Consider the following 14,114-nt stretch of genomic DNA (forward strand, 5'->3'; position numbering starts at 1 on the left):
CAATGGCTTCGGCCGCCTCATAAGAACGTTGTTTGGGAGACTACTCCGTGAAGAAAATTCTCGGCACCATTATGCTTGCCGTGGTTGCAGCGCTATCGATGGTCGGCTGCGCAAATGTAGATGCGCAGATCAACATCAAGAATGCAGACTCGGCCAGCGCACAGGTCAAGGTGACCGCCGACAAGTCGTTGGTCGACGGGGCCAGCTTCGACGAGCTCACGACCCCCAGCGGCGTGCCGCTCTCGCAGATCCTCACCGTCGAAGACGATGAGTGGAGCATCGCCAAGGTCGACACCGCAGATGAGGTTGGTCTGGAATTCAGCACCATCGGCACGCTGAACCTGGTGCAGTTGCAGGACGCCCTGTCGAACCTGCTCGGCGTCGATGCCCAGTTGGTCAGTGAGGGCGAGGACATCAAGTTCTCGATGCCGGGTATTGCCGACGCTCTTGGTGGCGGCGTGCTCAGCTCCGGTCACCTGTCGGTTACCTACTCCGGGCACGTGGTGAGCCACTCCGCCACCGGTGTGCAGGAACATAACACCGTGACCTTCGACCTGCTGCAGCCCACGGCCGAGTATCAGGTCACCGGCACCGCCTCACACGCGCTGTTTTACTCGGTGGTCTTTGGCGGGGCCCTGCTGGTTCTGACCTTTATCTTTGCCCTGGCCTTCGCGCCCAAAGGTGTCAAGGAGCACACGCACTAAGCTGCTGCGGCAGCCGTGAGCACATCAGCACAGCTTTGGGGCCCGTCATCGTTCAAACGATGGCGGGCCTTAGCTAATAGAATGGGACTTAAGAATCCCGCGAGAGAAGAGAAGGATCGATCGATCCCATGTCTGATCAGACAATCCAGGAGGAACACACGTTGCAGCCTCCCGTGCCCCATCCCACCGATGAAGCGGCCGTAACCGCCGCCGTCGAGGCAGCCCTAGCGGCCATCGAAAGCGCCTCCGACCTAGCCCAGCTGAAGGAGGCCCGGCTGGCGCACACCGGCGAGAAGTCCCCACTCTCGTTGGCCAACCGCCAGATCGGCTCGCTGGACAAGTCCGAGAAGGCCGTGGCCGGCAAGCTCGTGGGTGCCGCCCGCGGCCGGGTCAACAAGGCTCTTGCCGCCCGCACCGTCGTGCTGGAAGAGGAAGAGGCCGCCCGCATCCTCGTCGAGGAGACCGTCGACGTCACCGCTGCACCACGCCGTCGTCGTGCCGGTGCCCGACACCCGCTGTCGGTGCTGCAGGACCGCGTCTCGGACATCTTCGTCGGCATGGGGTGGGAAATTGCCGAGGGGCCCGAGGTGGAATCCGAGTGGTTCAACTTCGACGCGTTGAACTTCAAGCCGGATCACCCGGCCCGCGAAATGCAGGACACCTTCTTCATCGAGCCTGCCGACGCGCACCTGGTGCTGCGCACGCACACCTCCCCGGTACAGGTCCGTTCGATGCTCGAGCGCGAGGTGCCCGTCTATGTGCTCTGCCCGGGACGCACCTTCCGCACCGATGAACTGGACGCCACCCATACCCCGGTCTTCCATCAGTTCGAGGGCCTGGCCGTGGACAAGAACCTGACCATGGCCGACCTGCGCGGTACGCTGGAGCACTTCGCCCGGCAGATGTTCGGCGAGGAAGCGAAAATTCGTCTGCGTCCGGCCTACTTCCCGTTCACCGAACCCAGCGCGGAGCTGGATTTGTGGCACCCGACCTTCAAGGGCGGGGCACGCTGGATCGAATGGGGTGGCTGTGGCATGGTCAACCCGAATGTGCTGCGCGCCGCGGGCATCGACCCGGAGGTTTACTCCGGCTTTGCCTTCGGCATGGGCATTGAGCGCACGCTCATGTTCCGTAACGATGTCCCGGACATGCACGACATGATCGAGGGCGACATCCGTTTCAGCCAGCACTTCGGGATGGAGATCTAAGCAATGCGTATTCCACTGTCTTGGCTGCGCGAGTACGCGCAGGTACCGGCCGATGCCACGGCCGAAGACGTCATGGCCGACCTGGTCAAGGTCGGCCTCGAAGAAGAGGACGTGCACCGTCCCTCCGACGAGCTCTCCGGCCCGATCGTCGTCGGTCAGGTGCTCTCGCTCGTCAAGGAGGAAGCCTCCAACGGCAAAACCATTAACTGGTGCCAGGTGCGCGTGGTGCCCGAGGGTGCCGAGCAAACCCTGACCGGCAAGGGGATCGACCCCAGCGGTGTACAGGGGATCGTGTGCGGTGCGCACAACTTCGTCGAGGGCGAAAAGGTCGTGGTGACCCTGCCCGGCGCGGTGCTGCCCGGTAACTTCAAGATCAGCCCCCGCAAAACCTATGGTCACGTATCGGCCGGCATGATCGCCTCGAGCCGTGAGCTGGGTATTGGCGAGGACCACGACGGCATCATGGTGCTCTCCACGCTGGGCCTCGACCCGGAACTGGGCACCGACGTGATGGAACTGTTCGGACTGAACGACCAGGCCGCGGAAATCAACGTCACCCCGGATCGCGGCTACTGCTTCTCGATCCGTGGGGTGGCTCGCGAATACGCGCTGGCCACCGGCACCGAGTTCGTCGATCCGGCCTCGAAGGTCACCGTCGCCGAGGCGCAGGCCCCGGGCTTGGACATTACCCTGGCCGACGAGGCGCCGATCTATGGCGTGCCCGGTTGCGACCGTTTTGTCACCCGCGAGGTGACCGGCATCGACGCCACCGCGCCGACTCCGCGCTGGATGGCTTCGCGGCTGCAGCTGGCCGGCATGCGCTCGATTTCGTTGCCGGTGGACATCTCGAACTACGTGATGCTTGAACTCGGCCAGCCGCTGCACTTCTACGATGCCGATAAGCTCAACGGCGGCATCACCGTGCGCCGCGCGACGGCGGGGGAGAAGCTGGTCACCCTCGACGAGAAGGAACGCGAGCTGTCTCTCGAGGACCTGCTGATTACCGATGACTCCGGGCCTATCGGTATCGCCGGTGTGATGGGCGGGGCCTCCACCGAGGTTTCGGACACCACTACCCGCGTGCTGATCGAAGCGGCACATTTCGATGCGGTGTCCATCGCCCGCTCGCGCCGTCGCCACAAGCTGCCTTCCGAAGCGTCGAAGCGTTTCGAACGTGGCGTCGACCCGCAGGTGGCCGCCGTCGCCGCACAGCGCGCCGTCGACCTGCTCGTCGAGCTGGCCGGTGGCACCGAAACCCGCAACATCACCGATGTGCAGGATGTGGCCCCAGCGGCACAGGTACTGCTGCCCGAGGGCTTCGCCCAGCACCTGATTGGCGTGGACTACAGCGACGCGCAGATCACCGAGGCGCTGACCGGTATCGGTGCCAGCGTGACGCGCACCGCCGAGGGCTTCGCCGTGCAGGTGCCAAGCTGGCGTCCGGACCTGGCGATTAAGGAAGACCTTGTCGAAGAGGTCGCTCGTATCGTGGGTTACGACCAGATTCCGGCAACCCTGCCGGTGGCCCCTCCCGGCCGCGGGCTGACCCGAAGCCAGTCGCAACGCCGCCGCGTGCTGCAGGCCCTGGCCGACGCCGGTTTGACCGAGGTGCTGTGCTACCCCTTCGTGTCCACCGCGCAGAACAACACTTTCGGTACCGCGAACGCGGGCACCGAGGTGCCCTCGGTGGCGCTGGCCAACCCGATCTCCAAGGAGTTCGGCTTCCTGCGCACCAGCCTGTTGCCGCAGCTGCTGGAAACCGCACGTCGCAATAACGGCCGCGGCTTCCGCGACCTGGCCCTCTACGAGGGTGGCCTGGTGTTCCTGCCCAAGGAACAGATGGGTTCGTCGGTACTGCCTCCGCTGGGTGCTAAGCCCAGCGAGGACGTGCTCGCGAACCTCTTCGACGGGGTACCGCACCAGCCATGGCATGTGGCCGCCGTGTTCACCGGACATGAAGCTGCTGCCGGGGTGGACTTCACCCCGCGCGCCTGGGACTGGGCCGACGCGATCGACGCGGCACGCACCGTGGCCGATGTGCTCGGCGCCCCGCTGCAGGTTGCCCAGGGCAGCCACCAGGCCTTCCACCCGGGCCGCGTGGCGGCACTGAGCGTGAACGGCACCGTGATCGGTTACGCCGGTGAACTGCACCCGCAGTTGCTCAAGGACGCCGATTTGCCGGCCCGCACCTGCGCCATGGAGCTGGACGCCGAGGCCCTGATGGCTGCGGCACCCGCCGTGGTCGTGGCCCAGGCGCTGTCCACCCAGCCGCTGGCTACCCAGGACGTGGCCTTGGTCGTGGATCAGGAAGTTGTGGCCGGTGACGTGCTGGCCGCACTGCGCGAAGGCGCCGGGGAGCTGCTCGAAGACATCGCGCTCTTCGATGTGTACACCGGGACCGGCATCCCCGAGGGGAAGAAGTCGCTGGCCTTCGGTCTGCGCTTCCGCGCCGCGGACCGCACGCTGACCGCCGATGAGGCCTCCGAGGCGCGCGCCGCTGCGGTCTCCCTGGCCGCGGAGCGCTTCGGGGCCACCCAGCGCTAGACCGCGTAAGCGCACCTAACTGCAACGGGTCGGTAGTTCAGCACGAACTACCGGCCCGTTGTGTGTATCCAGCGGTTCATCGCCCACAGCGTACGCCGTCAAAGCCGTGCAGGCCCAGCGTTATACGATGGGCTCTATGACCCGGAACCATGTACAGGTAACGCCGTGAGCCAGGAGCTGATCGACCTCAGCCATCCCATCCACACCGGCATGCAGGTCTACCCCGGTGACCCGCAGGTGACGCTGCGACGGGCCGCGGAACTGGAAACCGACGGCTTCGAGGTCGCCGAGCTACACCTCGGCTCACATAGCGGCACGCATATGGATGCACCGTTACATCTGATCGCCGACGGGTCGCCGATCGATCGGATCCCGCTGGAGCACTGCACCGGCCCGGCACGTATCGTGCACCTTGATACGCCACCCGCGCAGTCGGTAATCAGCCTTGCCACGGTGCGAAGTCAGCTCAGTGGGCTCCGTCCCGGAACCGTCGTCCTCTTTCACACCGGATACTCTCGCCACTTCGGCACCGACGAGTATTTACGCCACCCGAGCCTCGCGGTAGAGATCGCCGAGTTTCTGCTCGAACACGGCGTGCGTCTGCTCGGTGTCGATACGCTCAGCCCAGATCCGACACCGGATTCCGAACAGTCCGAACCGGTACAGCTGCCGGTGCATGAGGTTTTCCTCGGCGCCGGTGGGCTGATCGTCGAAAATCTTACCCAGTTGCATCGGGCCTCGGGAACAGGCTGGTGCTTCAGCGCGTTTCCCCTAAAGCTACGCGGGGTCGATGGGTCGCCCGTGCGCGCGGTATTAACGCGACAGGGTGCAGCGGCCGACAATTAAACGCGCGTCGCAGAGAGGAGCATCAGTGGGTACGGACGCTAAGACCCCACAGAATCCGGCAATCGCCGCGGTGCAGGCCGCGGGCATCGAGTATTCGGTGGCGCGCCATGGGCCGGTCGCCAGCTTGCAGAAAGCGGCGCAGGCACGCGGCGTCAGCGCCGCAGATCTACTCAAAACCCTCGTGGTGCGTCGCGCCGCCGAGGACTACGTGTTGGTTCTGGTGCCGGGGGATCGCCGCTTCTCCTGGACCAAACTGCGGGCCTTGTTGGGCACCAACCGCCTGTCCATGCCGGATGCGGCCGAAGCCCAACGAGTTACTGGCTATGAGCGTGGCACGATCACTCCCTTCGGCACCCGTACGGTCCTTCCGGTGATTGCCGATGCACATATTGTCGGGCGGCACATTTCGCTTGGAGGCGGTGAGCACGGAGTCGGGTTGAACGTGGCGGCCGATGATGTGATCCGTCTCTTTGAGGTCACCCTGGCCGATATTTCGGATCAGGCACCGGGCTCGGCTTCATAGTTCGCCTGCCGCTCATGGGAGCGCCGCCGCGGGCATTAGCATTGACCGGTGGGTCGGCATAGCGGCGGCGCATGACAGCTGGAAGGTAAGAGCAGAATGAAACGACAAGGGCCCGGGGCGGGCGTGCATCCGAAGCGTGGACCGCGCCCGCGGGAGACCGGAGCCCTGGCCGCACTGCACAGTCGGCCCTTTCGCATCTATGCCGCCGGTCAACTGGCGGCGACGATTTCCTTGTGGATTCAGCGCATCGTGCAGGATTGGCTGGTGTTCGAACTGACCGGCAGCCCGGCGATGGTCGGTGCCCTGGTGCTGATCCAGTTCGGCCCCACCCTCCTGTTGGGAATGTGGGGTGGGGTGATCGCCGACCGTTGTGCCACCGGACGGCTGCTGTTATTCACCCAATCCGGGGCCGCGGCGGTGGCCCTGCTCATGGCGGTACTCGGTTTGACCGGTGGGTTAGGGGTCGCCACCATCTTCATCGCTGTGGCGGTGCTGGGCGTGCTCTCCGTGGTCGAACGTCCGGCCCAGCAGGTTTTCGTTGGCGAGCTGGTGGATGCCGCACGCTTGCCCAACGCGATCAGCATGAATTCCACGATCTTTCAGACCGGCAGCATGCTGGGGCCGGCGGTCGGCGGGCTGATGATTCCCCTCGGTCCGGGGTGGGCCTTCGGGGCGGCGGCCCTGCTCAGTGCCGGCAATGTGCTGGCGCTGAAGCAGATTGCCGCCCGTGCGGAGGCGCGGCAGGCGGCGCCCAAGGCGAAGGGGCAGATTGCCGAGGCACTGCGATACTGTGTGCAACGCCCGCCGATCTTTTGGACGCTGTTGCTGCTGTGCTTCGTATCGTTGATCGGGCTGAACTGGCCGGTGCTGCTGACCAGTATGGCCGAGGCGGTGGGGGCCGGCGGTGTGGGATACGGGCTTTATACCTCGGCCCTTGGAGCCGGTGCCCTGATCGGGGCCCTGCTTGCGCTGCGCCGTAGTGTGGTTCGGCTACGCAGCGTCTACTTGGCCACCGTCGGATTCATGATCTTCAAACTGATCGCCGCCTTCGTGGGAAACCAATGGATCTTCGTGTCGCTGATTGCCGCGGCCGCGGCCTGCAGCATCCTGATGTGGACGGCAGCGAACACCACCTTGCAACAAAGTTCCGAACGCTATATTCGCGGGAGGGTGATGTCTCTTTACATTCTCATCGCGATCGGTGGCCAAGCCTTGGGTGGTCCGCTACTTGGCTGGGTGATTGAATTGACTGGCCCGCAGGGGGCGATGGCTCTTTCCGCGGGTATTCCGTTGGCCGCGGCGCTGTCCATTGGTTCGCTGGCGCTACTGCGGCAGGGGCGCGCGCGGCACCAAGCAAGCGCCGAGGCCCAGGGCAAGAGGCTTTAACGAGAGATGGTGGCGGTGCCCGCGGGCACCGCCACCATCTGCTGTGGGGCTAGAAACGATTAGGCTTCGGTGGCTGCGGTCACCGGCGGCAGTGCCGACCACGGGAAGGTGATCCACTTGTCGGTCCGACGCCACTCGAAATCCGGGGCCAGGATGGTCCGCGGCTTGGTGTAGAGGCAGACGGTCTTAACTTCGGCGCCCCAGTTGCCGATGAGGTCAACGACCTTGGCCAGGGTGCGGCCCGAGTCGGAGACGTCGTCGACCAAAAGGACCTTCTTATCGCGCAGGTGTCCCTCGTCGAGCATCGGAGGCAAGACCACCGGCTCGGGCAACACGGTGCCGATACCGGTGTAGAACTCGACGTTCAAAGCACCGCAGGCCTTGACGCCCAGTGCATAGGAGATGGAACCGGCCAGCAGCAATCCACCACGGGCGATGGCCACCACGACGTCGGGTTCGAAGCCACTGTCAACAACGGTCTGCGCAAGTTCACGGGATGCTTCGCCGAAGGTGTCCCAGGTGAGCACCTCGCGCTCTGGCTCTGGAAGGACGTCGATACCGGAATCGTCAATGCTAGTCATTCTCCCAATAATACCGTGAGCCGCACAGGGCGGTGTATCGATGTTGTGCAGCTAACGGTGCTAGAGAACCTTCGTGGCGATCAGCTGTGCCAAGGCACGAACGTCCACCTTCCCCTTGAACTCGAAGCGCACCATTCCCAGCCCGCTAAACCACAGGTCGAGCTCCGAATCCAGGTCGAAGGTTCCGGCGGTCTCGACACTAAAGGACTGGATCTTGGAGTACGGCAGCGAGGTGTAGTCGCGTTTCTTGCCGGTCAAGCCCTGCACATTAATGGCGATAATGCGCTTGTCGGTGAACGCCACCGAGTCGCGCACGCCCTTGAAAGCGGCCAGTACTTCCTCGCCGGGCACGAGCAGGGACGCGACCTCTTCGGCTAGATCGGCTGGGTTAGTCGGACCGAGCTTCAGCAAAGACGCATTCGAAAAGTCAATCATTGACTCAGCATAGCCCGGCTGCCAGCGGCTAGGATGACAACTAAGCTAACGTCCGGATTTATTCGACGTGCTTCGGCACGCAGAAGGGGCCCGATGAACCGTCTGTCAAAGATCACCCGGCTGGGCTCGGCCGCTGCACTCCTGGTGTTCAGCTCCGTGGCGGCGCTACCATCCGCCGCGGCGCAGAGCACCTCGGAGCAGTCCGCCGCCAACAACCTCGTTTCGGTCTCCATCGATGATGAAGCCCTGGTACTCAACGACGAGAAGCTGCGCGACGCGCTCGCCGATATCAGCTTCTATGAACCGACCAAGGTCGCCATCTATACCCGTGAAGGGGAGTATTCCGACGACATCAACACCGAAACGCTGAATTACGCCAAGAGTACGCACCCGGAGTGGATTTCGGCCGACCCGGAAGACTACGGCGATTACTGGGCCGATGGGTATTTCATTATTACCCTCTCGGTCGAAGGCCCCGGTGACGGGCAGATTGGCACATATTTCGGTGAGGACCGTAAAGTTAGCGACGGCCAAATGCAGTCGATTCACGAGGCGGGCTACGAGGATTTCAATCAGGCGAGGTGGACCGACGGGGTGATTGCCGTCGCCGGCAAGGGAGCGGCGGTGATGAACCGCCCTTGGTATAAATCCCCGGCGCTTTGGATCACCACCGGAGTACTTGGCGGCGGCGCGGGCGTGACCGCCGGGGCGGTGCTCCTGGTGCGGGCACACCGTCGGCAGAGCTTCGCCGCCGAACTGTCGGCTGGCAGTGAGCACCTAACGCGCGTCACGATGGATTTGGAAGTCACCGAATTATCGGCCCGGACGTTGCCTACCGGCTCGCGGCACGCCGCCGATCTGGAGCGTCGTTTCGCCGACTTCACCGAGAAGTACCGCACGAGTTTCGATCAGCAACAAGACCTGCAAGCCATGGATAAGAAGGCTCGATCTTCTAGCGCCGCGGTGCAGCGCGCCAAGAAGTTCCGCGAGACAGCTCAAGAATTGGATGCCACGGATGATGCGATCACCGCCGCCGCGGCACTTTATACCCGCTCGGCCACTTGGGAAGACGCGTGGCGCGCCCAAACGGCGCCGATCCTGGAGGATCTTGACGAACTCGGCAACCTGCCTTCCGAGGGGGAAGAGAAACTGCAAAGCGCGTTCGCGGCCCTGCAATCCTTTGGTGAAGAAGCGCGTGCGGTCGTTGAACGGACCGGCACCGACCTGAAAGCCGAGCGTATCGACGTGGATACGGCGTTGGACCGGCTGCGGGAGTTGCGTGAGCGACTGACCTCGCGGCTCGACGAATACGCCAAGGTGCAGATCGAAAGCTATGCCGAAACGGAATCCGAGCGCCAGCAAATGCGCGACAAGCTGCGTGAGGCACGCAGTGCAAATTACCGGTCACGAACACGTGGCGGCGGATCCATTCTTGACGTCATTTCACCGGCTGATCTGTTCTGGCGGGTTCAGGCTTACAACGTTGGATACAGTTCCGGAGTCAGCGCGGTGGAGAGCTCGCGGCAGTCGGCCAGTTCCTCCAGCGGGGGTATTTCCCATGGCTACTCCGGGGGAGGCAGCTTCTCGGGATCGGGCGGATCGTCGCGGTTCTAGGAGGCATTATCTCGTCGGCCATCGTGGATGAACGGTGAAATCTATTGATTAACGATAGGTTCATGCTGATAATCGATGTATGAGAGAGTTTCTTCATGCCCTGATGTGGCCGTTGATTGCTTCGCTGTGGATCCTACTGGGCGCCATGGAAGTACTGCTTCCGGGCTTGGCGCGGCAGATGTCCGCGGGGTTGTGGGAGGTCGAGCATCTCGCTGTGCCGTACAGCGTTGCAGGGGTGATCGCGTTGGCCGCGTTGCAGGTCATGATTTTGGCCCTAGGCGTACTAGCTAGGAAGCGGTTGCAGGGCCGGGTCGTGGTCCCCGCTGATCGACTTTGGGCGCGACTGGCCCTGACTTGCGCGGTCCTAGCCACCACTCTTCCAGCGGCCACCATCGGGCACCTGTTGTTCGTGGTGTCGGTTGGTGGCCCGGGATTCTTGTTGCTTGCCGCCGCAGATCTTGCCGTCGGAGGGGCGGTGTGTGGAATGTTGTGGCGGCTATGCGCAAGGTTGCGCCGCTCGGTGCAGGGTCATGATGCGTTGATCATCGGTGTGCCCACGCCGAAACCCGCGACGTTCGAGTAGCTTCAGTGAGGCGGTGTTCTGTTCGTGCACCCGCGCCAGCAAGTCCGTATCGGGGAAGCGGTCTGCGACGAGCGGCAGCCCGGCATCCAGCATGCGTCCGGCCACTCCTTGCCCCCAGTTCTCGGGGCGGACCCAATAGCCGACTTCCACTCCGCTACCGGTGTCACTTGCGACGAAAAGCCCAACAGGGATCCGATTGACGAGAGCCAGTAGCCAACAGATGTGCTCATTACCTTTCTTGTATGTGGATTAGGAGCGCTGGTAAGTTCCTGAACACTCCGGGGATGCTGGGTATGGCTTTCATGTGCCACCCGCCAAGTGCATGGGCAAGGATGATTGGCCGCCCAGCATCCCGCAACGGCTCGACCGCTGATTGAGAGATGCGAACCAATCGCTGTGTAATGACATGACGGCGCGGCTGTTGATCACGGAGTGACCCACCGGGCAACGGAAGGACACTAATCATGCCGCGACTGTGGGCCGGTATCGATGCCGGCAAGACCAATCACCACCTCGTAGCTATCGACACCGAGGGCAAACGCCTGATCTCGAAGAAATTCAGCAACGATGAAACCCTCATCCTCGAGATCATCGCAGAAGTCAATGAACTGGCCGACGGCGACGCGGTCACCTGGGCCACCGACCTGAACCGCGGCGGTGCTGCCTTGCTGATCGCGTTGATGCACGCTCATGACCAAACCCTGCTCTATATCCCGGGACGCACCGTGTTCAACGCGGCCCGCACGTACCGGGGTGATGGGAAAACCGACGCGAAAGACGCCGGAATTATCGCCGACCAAGCCCGCATGCGCCGGGATCTGACCCCGGTACGGCTGAGCGATGACATCGCCACGGATCTGCGCTTGTTGACCGCGCACCGCACCGATCTGGTCACCGACCGTACCCGGGCGATCAACAGGATGCGAGCCACGTTGTTGGAGTTCTTCCCCGGTTTGGAGCGGGCTTTTGACTACGCTAAATCCAAGGCTGCACTGACGCTGTTGACGGGCTACCAGACCCCGGAGGCGATCCGCCGACTTGGTGAGAAACGCTTGACGACGTGGCTGCGCAACCAGGGGGCGCGTAGCGCAGCCAACACGGCCGAACGTGCGGTGGCGGCGGCGAAGATGCAGCATACTACGGTGCCCGGCCAGGAGGCCGGGGCGAAGATCGTGTCCCGGCTGGCCACAGAGATCCTGCGCCTGCATGAGGACATCGATGATCTGGATCGGCAGATCGAAACCCGGTTCAGGCAGCATACCGATGCGGAGGTCCTGCTCTCGATGCCTGGGTTCGGGCCTCTGCTGGCCTCCGAGTTCCTCGCGGCCGTCGGGGGCTCGATCACCCAGTTCGATAGCGCGGATCGCCTGGCCGGTGTGGCCGGCCTGGCCCCGGCCCCGAGGGACTCGGGCCGGATCAGCGGCAATCACCACAGGCCGAAGCGTTATGACCGCAGGCTGCTGCGCGCCTGCTTCCTCGCTGCCCAAGTCGCGGCAAAGTGTTGCCCGATCTCCAAGGCGTACTACGAACGCAAACGCGCTTCGGGAAAGAACCACAAGCAGGCGGTTCTCGCACTGGCCCGCAGACGTCTGAACGTGCTCTGGGCGATGCTGCGTGACCATACTGTGTTCGGTCATGGCCTGGCCTCAACTACGGCGTCTGCCGCTTGACAACTTCATTGAGATTCATCCTGTACCGCCTGGTTCAGGCGTTTCATCGTGAATTCTTCGCTCCACGGTTGCCCGTCGCCCACGAAGGCGGTCACCCGGGCATCGGAGGCTAACGAGTAAATGAAGTCAGCATCCGAAGGCGTAATTTCGCGCAGGGTCAGTTCGCTCTGGGACATGTCACCTAGCCTAGTGGTAAGTGAAGCGAAAGGCCGCCGAGATTATGTCAGAGCCGCATCGATGGCACCGATGCCCGATGCGGCCAGCCCGACGGTGAGTGCGACTGCACCGGCCAATATCAGGTAGCGCCATTTATTTGGTGTCTTCGGGTCGGTGCCCAAGACGCTGAGGAAGAAGCCAGCAGGCATTAAAATCGCGGCTAACGGCACCCCAATGCGGGCAAGCAATAGCGCGCCACCCTCGAATGTGTAGTGCTCTGTATACGGCAGGATTGCCAGTGATAGCACGAGCAGTACGGCTGCATGGGCGTGCCCTGCCCGAAAAAAGGCGCGTTGTAGGGCGTTCGCAGGGCGGTTCCCGCTACCAATGCGCAATAACAGCAGGCCACCGGATTCCACAGTGATTAGCGACAACAATAGGATTCCGGCAAGTAGCAAGGTACTCGGTTCCATAGCGCTCCCTATGGTCGCTCCTGCGACGCTCACTCCCGGCGTCCTCAAGTCTAGGCTAGTTGCGTTGCCGGCGTCTCGCCATGGCCCGCGGGTAGACAGTTAGCAGTATTAGGGAAGTAGCAGTACCTTGCCGGTGGTGGACCGGGATTCCAGCGCTGTATGTGCGGCGCCGGCCTCGGCCAGGTCAAAGCTGACCCCGATGCGCAGGCAGAGGGTGCCGCTGGCCGCCCAGCCGAAAACATCGCCGAAACCCGCGACGTTCGAGTAGCTTCAGTGAGGCGGTGTTCTGTTCGTGCACCCGTGCCAGCAAGTCCGTATCGGGGAAACGGTCTGCGACGAGCGCCAGTAGCCAATAGATGTGGTCATCCTGTACCACCTGGTTCAGGCGCTGCATCGTGAATTCTTCGCTCCACGGTTGCCCGTCTCCCACGAAGGCGGTCACCCGAGCATCGGAGGCTGGCAAATAAATGAAGTCGGCATCCGACGGCGTAATCTCGCGCAGGGTCATTTCGCTCTGGGACATGTCACCTGGCCTACGGGCTTCATTGCGTTTTTCTCACCCTTGGTCCCATGTGTCGATCGGCCATGGTGCGCGACGCTTCGAACAATACTGTTGAGCGCATCGGTTGTCGTTGAATCGGGCTCGAATAGCGAGCGGCGGATGCATGGACAACGCAAGGGTTCATCTAGCTGGACTCTTCTGCGGCGGCTTCCTTAGTCTTTCTCAACCTCGAAAACTGACACAGCGAGCTCAACGTGGCCCAGTGACTCTAGGGTGTCCGGCCATTCGGTCGGGCTCAATGCTCTGGTGGTGAACATTTCAACTGAATTTTCTGTGCAAGCTTCTGACTGGATGCCTGAGTGCAAGGGTTCAGAATCGATGGTGAAGTCAACGCCCCACCGGCTCCCTGGTTCATCTGACGAGCGGCATATGTACGAGACAAGTAGTGATTTTCCGTCCGTTCCCTTAATCTTCGGGATGCTCAATGCCCTATCAGGCCCGAGCAAACCTTGGGCAACGAAGACCAAATTCGCGGCATAAGATTCTTCATTGCGTTTCTCGGTGAATTCGGTGAGTCGGGCGGGGTCAAAGGCTTCGTATACTGCTCGGACCTCGGAATAGCCATCAGAGCTTCCCGGTGTTCCGTTGCTGGTCGAACTGTTAACTGAGGGATCGTCTGGGGTGGCCGTGCATGCGACGAGGAACAATGGTAGGGCGCACGCCAACGCCGTATACACGGCCTTCGTCCCGACCAGTTGTGAAAGCCTTGATTCCATGACTCATCTCTGCCTCAAATTTACAAAATATGAGTAAGAGACTACACAAGAGCACTGCGCATTGACGGTAACTCAGGGGAGCGTCGCAGGATGCGGCGAGGGTCCCCACGGTA

At 62.6% G+C, this 14,114-nt stretch carries 16 protein-coding genes; 9 read left to right on the forward strand and 7 right to left on the reverse strand.

Annotated elements, in window-relative coordinates; genetic code table 11:
* The first annotated feature begins 47 nt into the window (after nt 1-47).
* From ACYU0X_RS05825 to ACYU0X_RS05850, 6 genes are all read left to right on the forward strand, one after another.
* Entirely contained in the window at nt 48-704 is a 657-nt protein-coding gene (locus tag ACYU0X_RS05825; protein ID WP_461902405.1) for a hypothetical protein, read from the forward strand.
* A 128-nt stretch (nt 705-832) separates the two neighbouring features.
* Nucleotides 833-1,912: a phenylalanine--tRNA ligase subunit alpha gene (gene pheS / locus ACYU0X_RS05830; protein WP_309408006.1), complete on the forward strand. Its 1,080-nt coding sequence runs from the start codon at nt 833-835 to the stop codon at nt 1,910-1,912.
* Between the two features lie 3 nt (nt 1,913-1,915).
* The gene (gene pheT, locus ACYU0X_RS05835) at nt 1,916-4,456 is read left to right on the forward strand and encodes a phenylalanine--tRNA ligase subunit beta (RefSeq protein ID WP_461902406.1); all 2,541 of its coding nucleotides are present in this window, start codon (nt 1,916-1,918) and stop codon (nt 4,454-4,456) included.
* 165 nt (nt 4,457-4,621) lie between these two features.
* Nucleotides 4,622-5,302 (forward strand): cyclase family protein, encoded by a 681-nt coding sequence (locus ACYU0X_RS05840; protein WP_461902407.1) that lies wholly within the window; start codon nt 4,622-4,624, stop codon nt 5,300-5,302.
* Nucleotides 5,303-5,327: 25 nt separating this feature from the next.
* Nucleotides 5,328-5,825 carry an aminoacyl-tRNA deacylase gene (locus tag ACYU0X_RS05845; RefSeq protein ID WP_461902408.1) on the forward strand — a complete coding sequence of 166 codons (498 nt, stop codon included), beginning with the start codon at nt 5,328-5,330 and terminating at the stop codon, nt 5,823-5,825.
* A 96-nt stretch (nt 5,826-5,921) separates the two neighbouring features.
* Nucleotides 5,922-7,211: an MFS transporter gene (locus ACYU0X_RS05850; protein ID WP_461902409.1), complete on the forward strand. Its 1,290-nt coding sequence runs from the start codon at nt 5,922-5,924 to the stop codon at nt 7,209-7,211.
* A gap of 59 nt (nt 7,212-7,270) precedes the next feature.
* Here the strand turns inward: ACYU0X_RS05850 and ACYU0X_RS05855 are convergent, their stop codons facing one another.
* Together ACYU0X_RS05855 and ACYU0X_RS05860 are read right to left on the reverse strand one after the other, a co-directional pair.
* Nucleotides 7,271-7,792 (reverse strand): phosphoribosyltransferase, encoded by a 522-nt coding sequence (locus tag ACYU0X_RS05855; protein ID WP_418908842.1) that lies wholly within the window; start codon nt 7,790-7,792, stop codon nt 7,271-7,273.
* 60 nt (nt 7,793-7,852) lie between these two features.
* On the reverse strand, nt 7,853-8,227 hold the full coding sequence (locus ACYU0X_RS05860) for a PH domain-containing protein (RefSeq protein ID WP_418908843.1): 375 nt from the start codon (nt 8,225-8,227) through the stop codon (nt 7,853-7,855).
* A gap of 93 nt (nt 8,228-8,320) precedes the next feature.
* Here ACYU0X_RS05860 and ACYU0X_RS05865 point away from each other — a divergent pair, with 93 nt between their 5' ends.
* Nucleotides 8,321-9,841, forward strand: a complete 1,521-nt coding sequence (locus ACYU0X_RS05865) for a DUF5129 domain-containing protein (RefSeq protein WP_461902410.1) — start codon at nt 8,321-8,323, stop codon at nt 9,839-9,841.
* Between the two features lie 79 nt (nt 9,842-9,920).
* Entirely contained in the window at nt 9,921-10,424 is a 504-nt protein-coding gene (locus ACYU0X_RS05870) for a hypothetical protein (protein ID WP_461902411.1), read from the forward strand.
* On the opposite strand, the gene ACYU0X_RS05875 is transcribed toward ACYU0X_RS05870, so the two are convergent.
* Nucleotides 10,338-10,646, reverse strand: coding sequence for a GNAT family N-acetyltransferase (locus ACYU0X_RS05875; RefSeq protein ID WP_461902785.1), 309 nt, complete (start codon nt 10,644-10,646; stop codon nt 10,338-10,340). The two genes, ACYU0X_RS05870 and ACYU0X_RS05875, sit on opposite strands and share 87 nt — an antisense overlap.
* Before the next feature lie 242 nt (nt 10,647-10,888).
* Here ACYU0X_RS05875 and ACYU0X_RS05880 point away from each other — a divergent pair, with 242 nt between their 5' ends.
* Nucleotides 10,889-12,094: an IS110 family RNA-guided transposase gene (locus ACYU0X_RS05880; RefSeq protein ID WP_461900383.1), complete on the forward strand. Its 1,206-nt coding sequence runs from the start codon at nt 10,889-10,891 to the stop codon at nt 12,092-12,094.
* A gap of 5 nt (nt 12,095-12,099) precedes the next feature.
* Here ACYU0X_RS05880 and ACYU0X_RS05885 read toward each other — a convergent pair whose 3' ends face one another.
* The 4 genes from ACYU0X_RS05885 to ACYU0X_RS05900 form a co-directional block, all read right to left on the reverse strand.
* Complete coding sequence (locus ACYU0X_RS05885) at nt 12,100-12,270, reverse strand: GNAT family N-acetyltransferase (protein ID WP_461902412.1); 171 nt, start codon at nt 12,268-12,270, stop codon at nt 12,100-12,102.
* Between the two features lie 42 nt (nt 12,271-12,312).
* Complete coding sequence (locus ACYU0X_RS05890) at nt 12,313-12,723, reverse strand: hypothetical protein (protein WP_461902413.1); 411 nt, start codon at nt 12,721-12,723, stop codon at nt 12,313-12,315.
* 108 nt (nt 12,724-12,831) lie between these two features.
* Nucleotides 12,832-12,930 carry a hypothetical protein gene (locus ACYU0X_RS05895; protein ID WP_461902786.1) on the reverse strand — a complete coding sequence of 33 codons (99 nt, stop codon included), beginning with the start codon at nt 12,928-12,930 and terminating at the stop codon, nt 12,832-12,834.
* Nucleotides 12,908-13,246 carry a hypothetical protein gene (locus ACYU0X_RS05900; protein WP_461902414.1) on the reverse strand — a complete coding sequence of 113 codons (339 nt, stop codon included), beginning with the start codon at nt 13,244-13,246 and terminating at the stop codon, nt 12,908-12,910. Before ACYU0X_RS05900 ends, ACYU0X_RS05895 begins: the two co-directional genes overlap by 23 nt.
* Nucleotides 13,247-14,114: the final 868 nt, after the last annotated feature.

The sequence above is a fragment of the Glutamicibacter sp. X7 genome (assembly GCF_054889245.1).